Origin of the sequence: Streptomyces sp. PsTaAH-137 (assembly GCF_003259365.1) — a bacterium.
Classification (GTDB): Bacteria; Actinomycetota; Actinomycetes; order Streptomycetales; family Streptomycetaceae; genus Streptomyces.
Window position 1 is genome coordinate 39,775 of sequence record NZ_QLLY01000027.1, and the last position, 18,610, is coordinate 58,384.

The window sequence follows — 18,610 nt, forward strand, 5'->3', positions numbered from 1 at the left end:
CCCGCTCAGCGCGCCCGCAGCGCGGCCAGGGCCTCCTCCGCCTCGGCCCGGCGCTCCTCGTCACCGGCCTCGCCGAACGCCACGGCGGCGGACCGCAGGTGCGCCTCGGTGTCCGCGACCTCGCCGCGCCGCTCCAGCAGTTCCGCGAACTGCCGGTGCGTGTGGCCCAGGTCTGGCAGCACAGCGAGCCGGACATCCTCCTCGGCCGACGGCAGCGCCTCCTCGCAGGTGCGGATCGCCGCGCCCATCAGCTCCCGCTCGTCGCCCGCTGACGCGGAGTCCAGCCAGGCACGCGCGCGCAGGCACCGCACCACGGCGGGCACCTGTCCCAAGGAGGCCCACAGTTCGCCCGCGCGCACATAGGCCCGGTCCGCCTCCTCCGGACGGCCCGCCCGGTCCAGGGCGTCCGCCGCCAGGTTCGCGAGCATCGCGTGGTCGCGCTGTTCGGGCCAGTGCTGGGCGAGCTCCGCGGCCCTCAGCCAGGCCTGCGCGGCCTGCACATGCTCGCCGAGCGCGCGGGCACAGTCGCCGAGCCACCAGAGAGCCTGCACGATCGTTCCGTCGCCGTGGTCGTCGGCGGACAGGTCGAGCAGCGCCGACTCCAGGACCTCCGCGGCCTCGGCCGTGCGCTCCGCGCGCAGCAGATGACCACCCAGCTGGAACCGGGCCCAGGCACCGATCCCCGCGCTCTCACCGGCCTCGTCGGCCCAGTGCGTGGCCTCCAGGGCGTGGTCGGACGCGGCCGCGAACTGCCCGCCCGCCGCGAGGACATCGGCCAGCTGGAGGTGGAGCCGGGCCGCTCCCACCGGTTCCAGGTATCCGGCCCCGTGCTCCAGAGCGGCCCGCAGCGCCCGCTCGGCGCCCTGGACGTCGTCCCGGTCACGGGCGAGCCCGGCGAGGCGCATCTCGCCCTCGACGGCCAGCCAGGGCCGCCCCGTCGCCACATGTTCGGCGGTCGCCCGCGCGTACAGCTCCGTGGCCGCTTCCGTGTCACCCCGGTGCAGCGCGATGTCCCCGAGCATCGACCGGGCCGCCGCGGCCTGCGAGGCGAGCCTCGGCACGTCCGTGAACGGCTCGACGAGCGTCAGCAGCTGCCGTACGCACGCCTCCGCCTCGTCGATCTCGGCGTCGCCGGAGTGTGCCTGGAGCAGGATGCGCGCCCGGCACGCCAGGACGGCCGCCGCCGGGCGGGCCGTCGTGGCGTCCAGGCCGGGGAGGGCCGTGAGCACCTGCTCGTACGGTTCCCGGATCGCGGCCAGCGCCTCTTCCGTCCGGCCCGCGTGGGACAGCGCGTACGCGCCACGCGCGCGTGCCGCCTTGGCCTCCTCCGGATCGCCGCTCGCCTCGTACAACTCGGCCGCGCGGGCGAACTGTTCGACGCCGTCGTCGGCCGATCCCATCGCGCTGTAGTCGGCGATCTCGGCCCGGTCGTGGACGGTGAGCTCAAGACCCTCCGCCTCCGCGGCACGCGCGGCCCGCTCCCAGGCGAGACCGGCGTCCGGGCCGCCCTGCTCGGCGGAGAGCCGGCGGGCCTCGGCGACCAGCGCCGACGCGTCGGCGGGCTGCTCGGCGGGCGCCGTCACCGCTGTCACCGGACGCGTGGCCGACGGCCGTACGACCCGGACGCCCAGCGGGAGCCGGTCGAGCAGCGGCCGCTGGTCCATGCGCTCCCGCACCCGGCGCCCCACCCGGTCGGTGCCGTTGCGCTCGTCGAACCGGGCCGCGAGGGACAGTGCCTCCACGCGCGCGTGCACCGCGAGTTCGGCCGCCGACCAGGCCCGCTCCGAGGGGCCCGGAACGCTCTGCTCGCCCAGGCCGAGCTCGACCAGCCGGTCCATCACCAGAGCCGTCACGGACAGGAAGTCCATCAGGCCGTCCGGGTTGCCGCTGTCGGTGAAGTACGCGGGGCGTTCGGCGAGCAGTTCGATGGCGCGGGCCTCGTTGCCGGTCAGGGCGCAGAACTCCACGTGCGAGGCGAACGCGCCCCGCATCGACTCCATCTGCCGGACCAGGCGATAGCCGCGCAGATGGTTCGCGCGGGCCTCCTCGGGGCGGCCCAGCCGCAGCAAGGGCAGCAGCGAGGCCGCGAGCGTGGCGTGCGGCTCGTGGGCGCACGTGTGCTCGCCCTCCAGGACGGGCCGCCACAGCTCCAGGGCCCGCTCGTCGTCGCGCAGGTCGGACTGGCGGACACCCTGGCCGTTCAGCTCACAGGCGTGGCAGTCCGCCATCTCGTCGCGGTCGGCGGCCAGCCACGCCTCGTACGCGCGCGTGGCCCGCTCCTCGTCGCCGATGTGGTCGGCGACGTAGAACTCGCTCATCCGCACGGCCCGTTCGGAGTGCCCGGCCACCCGGTAGCGGTGCTCCATCTCGCCGAGCCACTTCTCCATGGAGGCGAGCGGGATGTGCGGCTGGTTGAGCATGCCGCCCGACATCCACTTGAAGACCCAGTGCAGCGAGTGCGCCTCGTAGGCGTCGAACTCCTCCGGGTGCTCGTCCCACATGCGCAGCAGGCGCGCGAAGGGGACGAACATCTTGTCCTTCTCGGAGCTGTAGTTGTACATCTGCAGCTGATGGCCGAGCGCCTCGATGACCGCGAGGGTCTCGGAGAGCTTCTCCGCCCCCGCGAGCAGCTGCTCCGCGCGGGCGCCCCGGGCCGGGCCCTCGGGCTGCGCGGCGTTCTCCGCCATCGCGCGCCGCAGGGAGTCCAGGTCGATGATCTCGTCAGTCCCGTTCATCGGGTGTCGTCCTTTCCGGTGCCGGGGTGCGTGGCCCACTCCAGGAGGCCGATGAACGAGCGGTTGAGGAGCGCCGAGTCGGCGGGCCGCAGCGGGCGCTGCGCCATCAGCAGGGCCTGCCCGTAGAGGGCCTCGGCGGCCGTTCCGACCAGCTCCGCGTCGCCCAGGGAACTCACCCTGCGGATCAGTGGGTTGAGGTGGTTGAGGACGAGACGCGCGCGTGGGGCGCTGCCGCGCAGCGAGCCCAGGATGCCCGCCCACAGATCGTCGGCCTGCGCCTCGGCGTCCGCGCGAGCCTGCTCGTGGCGGGCCGCACGGTCGTCCAGATGCAGCGCGGGCACCGTCAGCGGATGGAAGGCCCGCAGGACGACGTCGCAGCCCAGCGGGTCGAGCCGGGCCCGGGCCGCCGCGAGGAACGCCGACAGGGCCAGCTCCTCGGCCGGGTCGATCGAGTCCAGGTGCGCGGTCACGGTGTCCGCGTCCAGCTCCGCCACCGGCGTGCCCGGACGGACCGTGGGCAGCGCCTCGACCAGATCGGCGTCGTACGTGTAGCCGCCGTTGACGACACCGATGCCCTGCGCCGACGCGATCGGCGCGACCTGCCGGAACTCCTCCACGGTCCGCGTGAAGTGCACGACGGGATGGCGCTGCGCGAACTCCTCCAGGGAGAGCCGCCCGTCCGTCGTCTCGAACGGCAGCCAGGGAAGCATCGTGCGCAGCATCTCCTTGTCGTGCCGCGCCAGGGACTTCACCCCGAGGTGGTGCACCGACAAGAAGGCGCCGAGACGCTCCGGATCGCCCGCCGCGAGCGTCGTGAGCCACTCCCGGATGCGCTCGCCCAGAGCCTCCCGGACGGCGGCCAGGGTCTCGTCCTCGTACAGGGACTCGCGCGAGGCGGTGGGCCGCAGGCTGTCCGTGTCGATCACACAGCGCACGAAGAACGCCCAGTCGGGCAGCAACTGCTCGGCCCGCTCCGTCAGCAGCATGCCCTTCAGGTGCACCCGGTGGCCCGCGCGCTGGGCCGGGCTGACCGCCTGCGGCAGGACGTGCGCGACACCCCGGACGCCCGCGAGCGGCACGTCCAGGTCGATGGAGTCCAGCGGCGTGAAGCCGAACAGGTCGTGGCAGTGGCGGGCCAGCGCCACCCGGCGGCCGGCCGGCGTCGGATACGCGCGGTTCCAGACGGCCGGCAGATCCGTCACCGGCGTCTCGCCCACCCGCACGTCGTACGGCAGCAGCGAACCGAAGTCCCGCGCGAGCGACAGCACCCGCTCCTCGGACAGCCAGTCGGCGGCGCCCGCGCGAGCCTCCAGGTGCACGGTCGTCCCCGGCTCGGCGCGGGCCGCGTCGGGGAGCGTACGGACCGTGTACGAGCCGTCGTCGCGGGCCGTCCACTCGACGGGCGGCGCGTCCGGCGTGCGGGCGCTGCGGCTGACCACCCGGATCCGCTCGGCGACCACGAAGCACGCGAGCAGCCCGATGCCGAACTGGCCCAGGAAGTCGGCGCGGGCCGATTCCAGGCCGTCGCCGCGCTTGGAGCTGCGGCCGATCGTCGCGAGCAGGCTGTGCACGTCCGACTCGGTCAGACCGATGCCGGAGTCCTCGACCCGCAGCGCGCCGCCCTCGGCGAACAGCCGCACGGTGGCCGGGGCGTCGGGCTCCTCGGCACGCCGGGCGGTGATGGCGTCCACCGCGTTCTGCAGCAGCTCGCGCAGATAGACCTTCGGACTGGAGTACAGGTGGTGGGAGAGTAGATCGACGAGACCGCGCAGGTCGACCTGGAACGTGTGCGGCGCCTGGGCGCGCTGGGCATCGTGAGAAGTCTGGGAATCCATCGTCGCTGCGCCGGTGGGGGGACAGGCGACGGCGCGGGTCGGGCGGCCCTGCGTGAGGTGACCGCGAAAAGGGTCGGAAGGCGGTCATCCTAGGGCCGGGAAGCCCCTTCCGACCAGGGGTTTTCGAGGATCGCGGGCCGCGGGTTCCGGGGACCTGCCGAGGATTGTCAGTGGCGTGGTGTGCAATGGATCTCGTGCCCGTGCTCGAAGAACCGCTGAAGAAGGTGCTCGGCCCCGCCACCGCGAAGGTGATGGCCGAGCACCTGGACCTGCACACCGTCGGTGATCTGCTCCACCACTACCCGCGCAGATACGCCGAGCGCGGTGAGCTGACCCGTCTCGCCGAGCTGCCGCTCGACGAGCACGTCACCGTCGTCGCCCAGGTCGCGACCGCCCGCGTCCTGAGGTTCAACGGCGGCAGCGGACAGCGCCTCGAAGTCACCATCACCGACGGCAGCGGCCAGATCCAGCTCGTCTTCTTCGGCAAGGGCATCCACAAGCCGCACAAGGACCTGCTGCCGGGCACGCGCGCGATGTTCGCCGGCAAGGTCTCGGTGTTCAACCGCAAGATGCAACTGGCGCACCCTGCGTACCAGTTGCTGCGCGCCGACACCGCCGAGGACTCCGCCGAGGCCGCCGAAGCAGTCGGCTCCTGGGCGGGCGCCCTCCTTCCGATCTACCCGGCCACCGCCAAGCTGGAGTCCTGGAAGATCGCCAAGGCCGTCGACCTGGCGCTGCCCAGCGCACCGGAGGCGATCGACCCGCTCCCGGAGTCGCTGCGCGAGGGCCGCGGCCTGGTGCCGCTCCCCGAGGCGCTGCTCAAGATCCACCGGCCGCACGCGAAAGCGGACATCGCCGACGCCCGCGCCCGCCTCAAATGGGACGAGGCGTTCGTCCTCCAGGTCGCCCTCGCCCGACGCCGGTTCGCGGACACCCAGCTGACCGCCGTCGCCCGCGAGCCGAAGCCGGACGGACTGCTGACGGCCTTCGACGCCAAGCTGCCGTTCACGCTCACCGACGGCCAGCAGAAGGTCTCCAAGGAGATCTTCGACGACCTGGCCACCGAGCACCCGATGCACCGACTGCTCCAGGGCGAGGTTGGCTCCGGCAAGACGATGGTCGCCTTGCGCGCCATGCTCGCCGTCGTCGACGCGGGTGGCCAGGCCGCCATGCTCGCGCCCACCGAGGTCCTCGCCCAGCAGCACCACCGCTCGATCACCGAGATGATGGGCGAGCTGGCCGAGGGCGGCATGCTCGGCGGCTCCGAGCACTCCACCAAGGTGGTGCTGCTCACCGGTTCCATGGGCACCGCCGCCCGCAAGCAGGCGCTGCTCGATCTCGTCACCGGTGAGGCCGGCATCGTCATCGGCACGCACGCGCTGATCGAGGACAAGGTGCAGTTCCTCGACCTGGGCCTGGTCGTGGTGGACGAGCAGCACCGGTTCGGCGTCGAGCAGCGCGACGCCCTGCGCTCCAAGGGCAAGCAGCCCCCGCACCTGCTGGTCATGACCGCGACGCCGATCCCGCGCACGGTCGCCATGACCGTCTTCGGCGACCTGGAGACCTCGGTCCTCGACCAGCTGCCCGCCGGACGCTCGCCGATCGCCAGCCATGTCGTGCCCGCCGCCGACAAGCCGCACTTCCTCGCGCGCGCGTGGGAGCGCGTGCGAGAGGAAGTGGAGAACGGGCATCAGGCGTACGTCGTCTGCCCGCGCATCGGCGACGACGAGGACGACAAGCCCAAGAAGGGCAAGAAGAAGTCCGCCGAGGACGAGGCGGAGAAGCGTCCGCCGCTCGCGGTGCTCGACGTCGCCGAGGAGCTGGCGCACGGCCCGCTCCAGGGGCTCAAGGTCGAGGTGCTGCACGGGCGGATGCACCCCGACGACAAGGACGCGGTGATGCGGCGGTTCGCCGCGGGGGAGACCGACGTGCTGGTCGCCACGACCGTCATCGAGGTCGGGGTGAACGTGCCGAACGCCACAGCCATGGTGATCATGGACGCCGACCGCTTCGGCGTCTCCCAGCTCCACCAGCTGCGCGGCCGCGTCGGGCGCGGCTCGGCGGCCGGGCTGTGCCTGCTGGTCACCGAGATGCCGGAGGCGAGCCCCGCGCGCGCCCGGCTCGGCGCGGTCGCCTCCACGCTGGACGGGTTCGAGCTGTCCCGGATCGACCTGGAGCAGCGGCGCGAGGGCGATGTGCTCGGGCAGGCCCAGTCCGGGGTGCGGTCGTCGCTGCGGATGCTCACCGTCATCGAGGACGAGGAGATCATCGCCGAGGCGCGGGAGGAGGCGACGAAGGTGGTCGCCGGGGATCCGGAGCTGGAGGCACTGCCGGGGCTGCGGACGGCGCTGGACGCGCTGCTGGACGCCGAGCGGGAGCAGTACCTGGACAAGGGGTGACGGTCACCTCTCGGTGGGGCGGTGCGACCGACGAGCGGCCCGTACCGGTGCCCTGACACACTGGACCCACAGTGACCAGCACCTCGACGGACAAGGACCCAGAACCGAGATGACCCGCGTGATTGCCGGGCGCGCAGGCGGACGCCGACTGGCCGTGCCGCCGGGGAACGGCACCCGCCCCACCTCCGACCGGGCGCGCGAGGGCCTCTTCTCCACCTGGCAGGCCCTGCTCGGCACCCTCGACGGCACCCGCATCGCCGACCTCTACGCGGGCTCCGGAGCCGTCGGCCTGGAGGCGCTCTCCCGCGGTGCCGCGCACGCGCTGCTCGTCGAGGCCGACGCCAAGGCGGCCCGCACCGTCCGCGAGAACATCAAGGCGCTCGGTCTGCCGGGAGCCGAGGCACGTACCGGAAAAGCGGAACAAGTCGTCGCGGGCCCGCCGCCGGCCGCACCCTACGACCTGGTCTTTCTCGACCCCCCGTACGCCGTCTCCGACGACGATCTTCGGGAGATCCTGCTCACACTCCGGGCCCAGGGGTGGCTCGTGGACGAAGCGCTCGTCACCGTTGAACGCAGCACCAGAGGCGGCGAATTCCGGTGGCCGGACGGGTTCGAGGGGCTGAGGTCCCGTCGATACGGCGAGGGCACGTTTTGGTACGGTCGCGCCGCCTTGAACACCACCCTCACGTGCGACGACGCACGATGACCGGACCGGAGAGCGAGGGACTTCCCGTGCGCCGCGCAGTCTGTCCCGGGTCGTTCGACCCCATCACCAACGGCCACCTCGACATCATCGCCCGCGCCTCGAAGCTGTACGACGTGGTGCATGTCGCGGTGATGATCAACAAGTCGAAGCAGGGCCTTTTCACCGTCGACGAGCGCATCGAGCTGATCCGCGAGGTCACCGGCGAGTTCGGCAACGTGGAGGTGGAGGCCTTCCACGGTCTCCTCGTCGACTTCTGCAAGCAGCGCGACATTCCCGCCATCGTGAAGGGCCTGCGCGCCGTCAGCGACTTCGACTACGAGCTGCAGATGGCCCAGATGAACATCGGCCTCTCCGGGGTGGAGACGCTCTTCGTCCCCACCAACCCCACCTACAGCTTCCTGTCCTCCTCGCTCGTCAAGGAGGTCGCGGCCTGGGGCGGCGACGTGTCGCACCTGGTCCCGCCGGTCGTGCACGCGTCACTGACCGAGCGCCTCCCCAAGAAGTGACACGCACACACCAGTTGGGCATACAGTCGTCCCGTCCGTCTCCAACACCCCTCACATTCCTGTGAGCAGACGAGAGAGTGGCGAGCACACGGTGGACGTGCAGAAGAAGCTCGACGAGATCGTCGCCGCGGTCGGCAACGCCCGCTCCATGCCCATGTCGGCCTCGTGCGTGGTCAACCGCGCCGACCTTCTCTCGATGCTCGAAGAAGTGCGCCAGGCGCTGCCCGGCTCCCTGGCCCAGGCTCAGGAGCTCATCGGCGGCCGCGAGCAGATGGTCGAGCAGGCCCGCGCCGAGGCCGACCGGATCATCGAGACCGCGCACGCCGAGCGCGGCAGCCTGATCTCGGACACCGAGATCGCCCGCCGCTCGCAGAACGAGGCGGACCGGATCCTCGGCGAGGCCCGGCAGGAGGCCGAGGAGGTCCGCGCGGAGGCCGACGACTACGTCGACTCCAAGCTGGCCAACTTCGAGGTCGTCCTCACCAAGACCCTCGGCTCGGTCGGCCGCGGCCGCGAGAAGCTGCTCGGCACGGGGCCCGGGGTCGACGAGCAGGGCTACGAGGACGAGGACGCTCCCGAGCGCAGCCACGACCCGGAGACGCTGCGCCGCGACGCGGACGCCTACGTGGACGTCAAGCTCGGCGCCTTCGAGGCGGTGCTCGCCAAGACCCTGGAGGCCGTCGGCAAGGGCCGCCAGAAGCTGCACGGCCGCATCGCCACGGACGACCTGGGCGCGCTGCACGTCGACGGCGAGGGCGGCGCGCAGGCGCACACCAGCGACGCCGACTACCTCGCGGGTCTCGCGGAGATCGGCGGCCAGGACCTCCAGCCCGCCGCGCAGGAGCCCCAGACGCCCCAGGCGCCGCAGATCCCGGCGCAGCAGCCCGCGTACGCACAGGACGTGCAGCAGGACCAGTACGGGTACCAGCAGCAGGATCCGTACGCGGCCCAGCAGGACCCGTACGCCATGTACCAGCAGCAGGATCCGTACGGGTATCAGCAGCAGGACCCGTACGCGGCCCAGCAGCAGGACCAGTACCAGTACGGCTACCACCCCGAGGCCTAGCAGCCCCAGCAGCCGCAGGCCGCCGCCCTCGACGAGACCAGCCTCTTCGACACCAGCATGATCAGCATGGATCAGGTGCGGGAGTACGAGCGGCAGTACGACCAGGGCCGCTGAACCGGGCCGGATCCCGGTCGCGCCAAGGTGGCCGGGACCGGATTGGGCCGTGAGCGAATGGTCCAGTATCCTGGCTGTTCGGTCGCGCGTACCCGTGCGTTCCGAGCTGCCCGGAACGGTTCTCCGGAACGCCGCGGCAGCCGCTCTCCGGAGCTTCTTCACGAACCTCGTAGATCGAAAGCAGGACCAGCCCTGAATACCCACCTCGACCACCGCAACCCTCTTGTGTTCGACACACACGAGCTGGGCCGGCGTCCTGGTGCCATGCAGCGGCTGACCCGCACGATCGACGCTCCCAAGGACTTCGGTATCCAGGGAGTCATCGAGGTGCCGGAAGGCGCCCCGGTGGAGATCGAGCTCCGCCTGGAGTCGGTCATGGAAGGTGTGCTTGTCACAGGCACCGCCCGTGCATCGGCCAAGGGGGAGTGCGTAAGGTGTCTGGAGCCGCTCGGCCTCGAGGTCGACGCGGACTTCCAGGAGATGTTCTCGTACCCTGACGCCGATGACCGTGGCCGCGTAAAGGCGGAACCGGGCGACGACGCCGAGGACGACGAGGACAGGCTCTTTCTCGAGGACGGCCTGTTCGACCTCGAGCCTGTGCTGCGTGATGCGGTGGTGCTCGCACTGCCGATGCAGCCGGTGTGCCAGGAAGACTGCGAGGGTCTGTGCTCCGAGTGCGGAGTGCGGCTTTCGGACCAGCCGGGCCACCACCACGACGCCGTCGACATCCGTTGGGCGGCATTGCAGGGACTCGCTGGCACCATCCAGGACGGCGAGAAGGACGAGATGAGCGGCGCCGAAGCGGAAGCGGGCGTCGACGAGAAGCAGGAGAAGTAGCCGTGGCTGTTCCGAAGCGGAAGATGTCGCGCAGCAACACGCGCCACCGCCGGTCGCAGTGGAAGGCTGCGGTCCCCACCCTGGTTTCGTGTGAGCGTTGCCAGGAGCCCAAGCTGCAGCACATCGCGTGCCCCGCTTGCGGCACCTACAACAAGCGCCAGGTCCTCGAGGTCTGAGCGGCTGGTGAGAGGCACAGTGGCTAGCCATAAATCGGCGGATGACGCCAAGAAAAAGGCGGACACCACAGCCTCGTCCCACACGCTTCTGGAAGGGCGGCTCGGGTACAAACTCGAGTCCGCCCTTCTGGTGCGTGCGCTGACCCATCGCTCGTACGCGTACGAGAACGGTGGCCTGCCGACCAACGAGCGGCTGGAGTTCCTCGGGGACTCCGTGCTCGGTCTGGTCGTCACGGACACCCTCTACCGAACCCACCCCGACCTGCCCGAGGGCCAGCTGGCCAAGCTGCGGGCCGCGGTGGTCAATTCGCGTGCGCTTGCGGAGGTCAGCCGTGGGCTCGACCTGGGCTCCTTCATCCGGCTCGGCCGGGGCGAAGAGGGCACGGGCGGCCGGGACAAGGCGTCCATCCTCGCCGACACCCTTGAAGCGGTGATCGGCGCCGTCTATCTGGACCAAGGTCTGGACGCGGCGGGTGAGCTGGTGCACCGGCTCTTCGACCCGCTGATCGAGAAGTCCTCGAATCTGGGTGCCGGCCTGGACTGGAAGACCAGTCTCCAGGAACTCACGGCGACCGAGGGGCTCGGTGTTCCCGAGTACCTGGTCTCCGAGACCGGTCCCGATCACGAGAAGACCTTCACTGCTGCCGCCCGCGTCGGAGGCGTCTCGTACGGCACCGGCACCGGCCGCAGCAAGAAGGAAGCGGAGCAGCAGGCCGCGGAGTCCGCCTGGCGGGCCATCCGGGCCGCCGCGGACGAGCGGGCCAAGGCCGCCGCGTCCGAGGGGGCGGGTGCCGACAGCGCCCCCGGGGTGTAGCTCTTCGTTTCCTGGAGCGCCCGTTCTCACCGGTTTCCGCCGGTGGGGGCGGGCGTTTTCCTATCGTTGACTTATGCGGACCGGTGGGGGCCGGTCGCGCCGTTCCCCGCGCCCCTTCGGGGCGCAGTAAGCCATGGAGGATTTGTGCCGGAACTTCCCGAGGTCGAAGTGGTGCGGCGGGGGCTCGCGCGGTGGGTGGCGCGGCGGACCGTCGCCGAGGCCGAAGTACGGCACCCGCGCGCCGTGCGCCGGCACATCGCGGGCGGTGAGGACTTCGCGCACCGCCTCAAGGGGCAGCGGATCGGGGAGCCGAGCCGCCGCGGCAAGTACCTCTGGCTGCCGCTGGAGACGACCCACACCTCCGTGCTCGCGCACCTCGGTATGAGCGGGCAGTTGCTGGTGCAGCCGCACGACGCCCCGGACGAGAAGCACCTGCGGATCAGGGTCCGGTTCGACGACGACCTCGGTACCGAACTGCGCTTCGTCGACCAGCGCACCTTCGGCGGTCTTTCGCTGCACGACACCACCGCCGACGGGCTGCCCGACATCATCGCGCACATCGCCCGCGACCCGCTCGACCCGCTCTTCGACGACGCCGCGTTCCACGAGTCCCTGCGCCGCAAGCGCACCACCATCAAGCGCGCACTGCTCGATCAGTCGCTCATCAGCGGTGTCGGCAACATCTACGCGGACGAGGCGCTCTGGCGCGCGAAGCTGCACTACGAGCGGCCCACCGCCACGTTCACGAGCCCGCGCACGGCCGAACTCCTCGGCCACATCAGGGACGTGATGAACGCGGCGCTGTCCGTCGGCGGGACCAGCTTCGACTCGCTCTACGTCAATGTGAACGGGGAGTCGGGATACTTCGACCGGTCCCTCGACGCGTACGGCCGGGAGGGACTGCCCTGCCGGCGGTGTGCCACGCCGATGCGGCGCCGCCCGTGGATGAACCGGTCCAGCTACTTCTGCCCGCGCTGTCAGCGGCCGCCGCGCGTCGCGTCGTAGCGCTCGCGCGCCACCAGTACCTCGTCCATGCGGCCCTCGACGAACTCGATCAGGGCGAGGAGCCGGCCGGCCACCTCGTGGCCCAGCGGGGTGAGTTCGTAGTCCACGCGCGGCGGGTTCGTCGGCTGGGCCTCGCGGTGCACCAGGCCGTCGCGCTCCAGCGCCTGCAGCGTCTGGGACAGCATCTTCTCGCTCACGCCGTCGACCCGGCGGCGCAGTTCGTTGAAGCGGAACGAGCCCTCGTGCAGCGCTCCGAGCGTGAGGGCGCCCCAGCGGCCCGTCACGTGTTCGAGCGTGCCGCGCGACGGGCAGGCCCGGGCGAACACGTCGTAGGCACTGTCCGTGACACTCACGGTGGCGCTGTCGGTCGAGGTCATGAACGCAGCATACTCCCGGTTAGCGCTCACTCAAGGGGTGCGCTAACCGGGAATAAGTGGTGACTGTCCGGGGCCTAGTAGCCGAAGTCCTGCGTCCACCACGGGCCGCCGGAGCCGAAGTGCACCCCGACGCCGAGGGTCTTGAAGTCGCAGTTGAGGATGTTGGCCTTGTGGCCCTCGCTGTTCATCCAGGCGTCCATCACGGACTGGGCGTTGGCCTGTCCGCGGGCGATGTTCTCGCCGCCCAGATTGGTGATGCCGGCCTTCTTGGCGCGGTCCCACGGCGTCGCGCCGTCCGGGTCCGTGTGGTCGAAGAAGTTCCGCGCGGCCATGTCCTCGCTGAAGTCGCTCGCCAGGGCGGCCAGCCCACTGTCCGCGGTCACCGGGGAACAGCCGACCTTGGCGCGCTCCTGGTTGACCAGCGTGAGCACCTGGGCCGCGGCCGCCGCCTCGTCGGAGGTGGTCGTCGCCGCCTTCGTGGTGGGCGCCGAGGTCTTCTCCTCGGCGGACGCCGACGGGCTCGCGGTCTTCGGCTTCGTGACGGTGCCGGCGCTCTTGGTCTCGACCGGGGTCTTCGACGGCTTCGCGGACGGCTCGGCCGACTCGGAGGACTTCGAGGGGGAGGCGGACGGGGAGGCCGAGCGCTGGTCGTCGCGGCTCGCGGCGGACTCCGATGCGCGGTCCTCGACCGTGCCGTCGGTGCCGCCCTGCGCCTCGACGCTCGGGGAGCCCGCGGCCTGCACCTTGTTTCCGCCGTGGTCGCCACCGAGCTTGAAGGTGTCGGAGCCCGGGATCAGCCCCGAGGCCACCGCGACCGCGCCCATGGCCACGCACGCCGAGGCGCCGAGGAGGCCGGTGCGCAGCGGGACACCGTCGCGCTTCTTGCGGCGGCGGTGGGCGTGCCCGCGCGGAGGCTCGTCGGACCCGCCGTCCGCGTGAGCCCCCACGGTGCCGTAGGCGGCCGTGACGGTCTCGTCCTGCGGCGCGTAGGGCGATGTGGCGTACGAGGACGGCGCCTGTGTGTAGGAGGGCGTCGGGGCGTACGCGGAGTGCGCGGAATGTGAGGGGTAGGAGGAGGTCCGCTCCTCGTACGCCCCAGCGTGATCAACGCCGTACGCCTCGCCGTATCCTTCGGTGTACCAGCCCTCGGAGTGCTGCTCCTCCGGAGTGCCCGTAGCGCGGCCCGTGGCGGCGCGGCCGGCGTCGGAGCGTCGGTGGCGTCCCATGTCTGTGGCCTTCCTCGATCCTCGCGGTCGTCGATGCGACTCACCCGTACGGGTGAGACTCATCGGTCCGCGACGGTACCCCAGAACGCAAGGGGAGGAAGTGCTCAGAGAGCAATTGGCCGGTTAGCGTGCAGCCATGAATGAAGATGTGCGCCTGGTCGCGTGGGTGCGAGGACGCGTCCAACGTGTGGGTTTCCGCTGGTTCACGCGGGCGCGGGCCCTGGAGATCGGCGGCCTGAGTGGTTTTGCTCTCAATTTGGACGACGGTCGCGTACAAGTGGTCGCCGAAGGACCGCGCACGGCATGTCAGCAACTGCTCGACTGGCTCCACGGTGACGACACACCCGGACGCGTCGACGGTGTCACCGAGATCTGGGACACACCCCGAGGCGGCTACGACGGATTTGCCATCCGCTGAACCGTCGCCGCAGGCCGACGGCGAACGAGCGGCGCGGAGGTGCCGTGGGCAACTGCTCCGGGCAGAAACGCCCTGGTGGTTGCCAACGCGGGGGAGTCGTGGCAGGCTCCGGATGAACGGATGATCTCCACACCCCCAGGGCCCCGACGGTGAGGCCGCGCCGCACGATCCACGGCGCAGAGCCCCCGGGATGCCCGCCAATACGGGGTGTGATCGTGTTGACCGTCAAACTTTTTGGTGAGACTCTGGAATCCCCGCGCACCTTAGCTGTTTGGCATGTGAGAACGGCCGGCAAGACAAGAAGTGCCAAGCACCGCGGGTGCGTTTTCCCCTTCAAACCTCACGACCCACCATCGCTACGGTCGGTCACTCAGTGTGGAGGACCATCCATCATGGCAAAGGCGCTTCTCGGTTACGTCGGCGGCAGCGACCCGCGACTTCTCGCCGAGATGCGACGGCTCCAGCAGCGTGTCCAGGACCTGGAATCCGAGCTTGGCCGGATCCAGGCGGAGAACGACGCGCTCGCGGCTGCCGCTTCTCACGACGCTCTCATCGAGGTCGACGTACCCCAGGCGGAGCCCGCGCTCACCTGACCGCATTCAACGGCGCACGCGGTCCGGCTGCTCGTAACCACCGCTTGACAGAGCAACGCACCAGATATGCAAGGGACGCTTCGGCGTCCCTTCTTTCTTCCCTCCCGGCCCGCCCCGGTCGGTGAGCCCCCGCGCACCGAAGCGCTTTCTTAACGTCTGATGTGCCCTGCACCTTCATCGGTGAAACCGTGGGTTCATGGAGTGAGACGGGGGCGCCCGGTAGAGTCCGACGGCGTGCACCTCAAGGCTCTGACCCTGCGCGGGTTCAAATCGTTCGCCTCGGCCACCACGCTGCGGTTCGAGCCGGGCATCACCTGTGTCGTGGGGCCCAACGGCTCGGGCAAGTCCAATGTCGTGGACGCTCTCAGCTGGGTCATGGGCGAGCAGGGCGCCAAGTCGCTGCGCGGCGGCAAGATGGAGGACGTCATCTTCGCCGGTACCACCGGCCGGCCGCCGCTCGGCCGCGCCGAGGTGTCGCTGACCATCGACAACTCCGACGGGGCCCTGCCCATCGAGTACGCAGAGGTCACCATCACGCGGATCATGTTCCGCAACGGCGGCAGCGAGTACCAGATCAACGGCGACACCTGCCGCCTCCTCGACATCCAGGACCTGCTCTCCGACTCCGGCATCGGCCGCGAGATGCACGTCATCGTCGGGCAGGGCCAGCTCGACTCCGTCCTGCACGCCGACCCCATGGGCCGCCGCGCCTTCATCGAGGAGGCCGCCGGCGTCCTCAAGCACCGCAAGCGCAAGGAGAAGGCGCTGCGGAAGCTCGACGCGATGCAGGCCAACCTCTCCCGCGTCCAGGACCTCACCGACGAACTGCGGCGGCAGCTCAAGCCGCTCGGCCGCCAGGCGGCCGTCGCCCGGCGGGCCGCCGTCATCCAGGCCGATCTGCGCGACGCACGGCTGCGCCTGCTCGCCGACGATCTCGTACGGCTGCGGGAGGCGCTCAGCGCCGAGGTCGCCGACGAGGCCGAGCTGAAGCGGCGCAAGGAGGCCGCTGAGGACGAGCTGAAGAAGGCCCTGTTGCGCGAGGGGCACCTGGAGGACGAGGTCCGGCAGCTCACGCCGCGGTTGCAGCGCGCACAGCAGACCTGGGTGGAGCTGTCCCAGCTCGCCGAGCGTGTGCGCGGGACCGTCTCGCTGGCCGACGCGCGGGTGACGAGCGCCCGGTCCGCACCCGCCGAGGAGCGGCGCGGCCGCGACCCCGAGGACCTGGAGCGCGAGGCGGCCCGGGTACGGGAGCAGGAGGCCGAGCTGGAGGCCGCCCTGGAGGCGGCGCAGACCGCCCTCGACGAGACGGTGTCCCACCGGGCCGACCTGGAGCGCGAACTGGCGGTCGAGGAGCGCCGGCTCAAGGATGTCGCCCGGGCCATCGCCGACCGCCGGGAGGGCCTGGCCCGACTGCAGGGGCAGGTCAACGCGGCGCACTCGCGGGCCGCCTCCGCCCGGGCCGAGATCGACCGGCTCGCCGCCGCGCGGGACGAGGCCGAGCAGCGGTCCGTCGCGGCGCAGGAGGAGTACGAGCAGCTCAAGGCCGAGGTCGACGGGCTCGACGCCGGTGACGAAGAGCTCGGAGCGCGCCTGGAGGAGGCGAAGACCGGGCTCTCCGGTGCCGAGTCCGCGCTGTCCGCCGCCCGGGAGGCCGCCACCTCCGCCGAGCGCAAGCGGGCCGCCGTCGCCGCCCGGCACGAGGCGCTCGCGCTCGGGCTGCGCAGGAAGGACGGTACGGGGGCGCTGCTCGGGGCGAAGGAACGGCTGAGCGGGCTGCTCGGACCCGCCGCCGAACTGCTCTCCGTGGAACCCGGGTTCGAGGTACCCGTGGCGGCGGCCTTCGGGGCGGCGGCCGACGCCATCGCCGTGACCTCGCCGACCGCCGCTGCCGAAGCGATTCGCCTCCTGCGCAAGCAGGACGCGGGCCGGGCCGCCCTGCTGCTCGCGGGGGAGGCCTCCGGCGAGCCGGAGGCGGCGGGGCCGGGCAGTCCGCCCTACGCCGCCGAACTGGTCCGCGGACCGTCCGAGTTGCTGCCCGCGGTGCGCAGGCTGCTGCGCGGCATCGTTGTCGTCGGGACCCTGGAGGACGCCGAGGACCTGGTCTACGCCCGGCCCGAGCTGACCGCGGTCACCGCTGAGGGAGATCTGCTCGGTGCGCACTTCGCGCACGGCGGGTCCGCCGGGGCGCCCAGCCTCCTGGAGGTCCAGGCCTCCGTCGACGAGGCCGCGGCCGAGCTGGAGCGGCTGGCCGCCCAGTGCGAGGAACTGGCCGAGGTCCAGCAGGCGGCGGGGGCGCGGCGCAAGGAGTGCGCCGCGCTCGTCGAGGAGCTGGGGCAGCGGCAGCGGGCCACGGAGCGGGAGCGCTCCGGCCGGGCGCAGCAGCTCGGGCGGCTCGCCGGGCAGGCGCGGGGCGCCGCGGGCGAGGCCGAGCGGAGCGCGGCCGCGGCGGCCAAGGCGCAGGACGCGCTGGAGAAGGCCGCGATGGACGCCGAGGAACTGGCCGAGCGGCTTGCCGTGGCCGAGGAGCAGTCCGCCCACGGCGACGGGGGCGAGGAGCCGGACACGTCCGTGCGCGACCGGCTCTCCGCCGACGGGGCCAACGCGCGGCAGACGGAGATGGAGGCCCGTCTTCAGGTGCGTACGCACGAGGAGCGGGTCAAGGGGCTCGCGGGGCGCGCCGACTCGCTCGACCGGGCCGCCCGCGCCGAACGAGAGGCACGCGCGCGTGCCGAGCGGCAGCGGGTCCGGCTCCGGCACGAGGCCGCGGTCGCCGAGGCCGTCGCGTCCGGCGCCCGGCAGCTGCTCGTGCACGTCGAGGTCTCCATCGCGCGGGCCGACGCGGAGCGCACGCTCGCCGAGCGGGCCAAGGCCGTACGGGAGCAGGAACTCGTCGCCGAGCGGGGCCGCGGCCGGGATCTCAAGGCGGAACTCGACAAACTCACTGATTCGGTTCACCGCGGCGAGGTACTGGGGGCGGAGAAGCGGCTGCGGATCGAGCAGCTGGAGACCAAGGCCCTGGAGGAACTGGGTGTCGAGCCGGCCGGACTCGTCGCGGACTACGGTCCCGGCAAGCTCGTGCCGCCCTCGCTCCCCGCCGAGGGCGAGGAACTGCCCGAGGACCCGGAGCATCCGCGCAACCAGCCGCGGCCGTTCGTCCGTTCGGAGCAGGAGAAACGGCTCAAGTCCGCCGAGCGCGCCTATCAGCAGCTGGGCAAGGTCAACCCCCTTGCCCTGGAGGAGTTCGCGGCGCTCGAAGAGCGCCACAAGTTCCTCAGTGAGCAGCTGGAGGACCTGAAGAAGACCCGTACCGACCTCCTTCAAGTGGTGAAGGAGGTGGACGAGCGCGTCGAGCAGGTGTTCACCGAGGCGTACCGGGACACGGCGCGGGAGTTCGAGGGCGTCTTCAGCCGGCTGTTCCCGGGCGGCGAGGGACGGCTGATCCTGACCGACCCCGACAACATGCTCACCACGGGCGTGGACGTCGAGGCCCGCCCGCCGGGCAAGAAGGTCAAGCGGCTGAGCCTGCTCTCCGGCGGCGAGCGCTCGCTGACCGCCGTGGCGATGCTGGTCTCCATCTTCAAGGCGCGGCCCAGCCCGTTCTACGTGATGGACGAGGTCGAGGCCGCTCTCGACGACACCAATCTGCAGCGCCTGATCCGCATCATGCAGGAGCTTCAGGAGGCCTCGCAGCTCATCGTGATCACGCACCAGAAGCGCACGATGGAGGTCGCCGACGCGCTGTACGGCGTCTCCATGCAGGGCGACGGGGTGTCGAAGGTGATCAGCCAGCGGCTGCGGTAGGC

Annotated in this window: 14 protein-coding genes and 1 pseudogene; 11 read left to right on the forward strand and 4 right to left on the reverse strand. The window is 71.4% G+C overall.

Annotation, left to right across the window (positions count from 1 at the left end):
• Nucleotides 1-5: 5 nt before the first annotated feature.
• Together K377_RS37820 and K377_RS37825 are read right to left on the reverse strand one after the other, a co-directional pair.
• Nucleotides 6-2,735: a tetratricopeptide repeat protein gene (locus K377_RS37820; RefSeq protein WP_202455833.1), complete on the reverse strand. Its 2,730-nt coding sequence runs from the start codon at nt 2,733-2,735 to the stop codon at nt 6-8.
• The gene (locus K377_RS37825) at nt 2,732-4,570 is read right to left on the reverse strand and encodes an HSP90 family protein (protein WP_111668180.1); all 1,839 of its coding nucleotides are present in this window, start codon (nt 4,568-4,570) and stop codon (nt 2,732-2,734) included. Before K377_RS37825 ends, K377_RS37820 begins: the two co-directional genes overlap by 4 nt.
• Before the next feature lie 185 nt (nt 4,571-4,755).
• Between K377_RS37825 and recG the strand changes: the two genes are divergently transcribed.
• The 8 genes and pseudogenes from recG to mutM all read left to right on the forward strand — a co-directional run bounded on the left by recG (nt 4,756) and on the right by mutM (nt 12,193).
• Entirely contained in the window at nt 4,756-6,969 is a 2,214-nt protein-coding gene (gene recG, locus K377_RS37830) for an ATP-dependent DNA helicase RecG (protein ID WP_111668181.1), read from the forward strand.
• Nucleotides 6,970-7,078: 109 nt separating this feature from the next.
• Nucleotides 7,079-7,675 carry a 16S rRNA (guanine(966)-N(2))-methyltransferase RsmD gene (gene rsmD, locus K377_RS37835; protein WP_111668182.1) on the forward strand — a complete coding sequence of 199 codons (597 nt, stop codon included), beginning with the start codon at nt 7,079-7,081 and terminating at the stop codon, nt 7,673-7,675.
• 26 nt (nt 7,676-7,701) lie between these two features.
• Nucleotides 7,702-8,181, forward strand: coding sequence for a pantetheine-phosphate adenylyltransferase (gene coaD, locus K377_RS37840; RefSeq protein ID WP_181512748.1), 480 nt, complete (start codon nt 7,702-7,704; stop codon nt 8,179-8,181).
• 91 nt (nt 8,182-8,272) lie between these two features.
• Nucleotides 8,273-9,361 (forward strand): annotated as a pseudogene (locus K377_RS37845) (ATP synthase F0 subunit B).
• Between the two features lie 192 nt (nt 9,362-9,553).
• Nucleotides 9,554-10,198: a DUF177 domain-containing protein gene (locus K377_RS37850; RefSeq protein WP_237551931.1), complete on the forward strand. Its 645-nt coding sequence runs from the start codon at nt 9,554-9,556 to the stop codon at nt 10,196-10,198.
• A gap of 2 nt (nt 10,199-10,200) precedes the next feature.
• Nucleotides 10,201-10,374, forward strand: coding sequence for a 50S ribosomal protein L32 (gene rpmF, locus K377_RS37855; protein WP_030361955.1), 174 nt, complete (start codon nt 10,201-10,203; stop codon nt 10,372-10,374).
• A 7-nt stretch (nt 10,375-10,381) separates the two neighbouring features.
• Nucleotides 10,382-11,188, forward strand: coding sequence for a ribonuclease III (gene rnc, locus K377_RS37860; protein ID WP_181512749.1), 807 nt, complete (start codon nt 10,382-10,384; stop codon nt 11,186-11,188).
• A 144-nt stretch (nt 11,189-11,332) separates the two neighbouring features.
• Complete coding sequence (mutM, locus tag K377_RS37865; protein WP_111668186.1) at nt 11,333-12,193, forward strand: bifunctional DNA-formamidopyrimidine glycosylase/DNA-(apurinic or apyrimidinic site) lyase; 861 nt, start codon at nt 11,333-11,335, stop codon at nt 12,191-12,193.
• Here mutM and K377_RS37870 read toward each other — a convergent pair.
• Nucleotides 12,166-12,570: a helix-turn-helix domain-containing protein gene (locus tag K377_RS37870; protein WP_111668187.1), complete on the reverse strand. Its 405-nt coding sequence runs from the start codon at nt 12,568-12,570 to the stop codon at nt 12,166-12,168. The genes mutM and K377_RS37870 overlap by 28 nt on opposite strands.
• A gap of 74 nt (nt 12,571-12,644) precedes the next feature.
• Nucleotides 12,645-13,796 carry a CAP domain-containing protein gene (locus K377_RS37875; RefSeq protein ID WP_111668188.1) on the reverse strand — a complete coding sequence of 384 codons (1,152 nt, stop codon included), beginning with the start codon at nt 13,794-13,796 and terminating at the stop codon, nt 12,645-12,647.
• Between the two features lie 136 nt (nt 13,797-13,932).
• Between K377_RS37875 and K377_RS37880 the strand changes: the two genes are divergently transcribed.
• From K377_RS37880 to smc, 3 genes are all read left to right on the forward strand, one after another.
• A complete protein-coding gene (locus tag K377_RS37880; RefSeq protein WP_111668189.1) occupies nt 13,933-14,214 on the forward strand; it encodes an acylphosphatase in 282 nt (93 codons plus the stop codon).
• A gap of 392 nt (nt 14,215-14,606) precedes the next feature.
• On the forward strand, nt 14,607-14,807 hold the full coding sequence (locus tag K377_RS37885; RefSeq protein ID WP_111668230.1) for a hypothetical protein: 201 nt from the start codon (nt 14,607-14,609) through the stop codon (nt 14,805-14,807).
• Nucleotides 14,808-15,041: 234 nt separating this feature from the next.
• The gene (smc, locus tag K377_RS37890) at nt 15,042-18,608 is read left to right on the forward strand and encodes a chromosome segregation protein SMC (protein WP_111668190.1); all 3,567 of its coding nucleotides are present in this window, start codon (nt 15,042-15,044) and stop codon (nt 18,606-18,608) included.
• Nucleotides 18,609-18,610 lie beyond the last annotated feature (2 nt).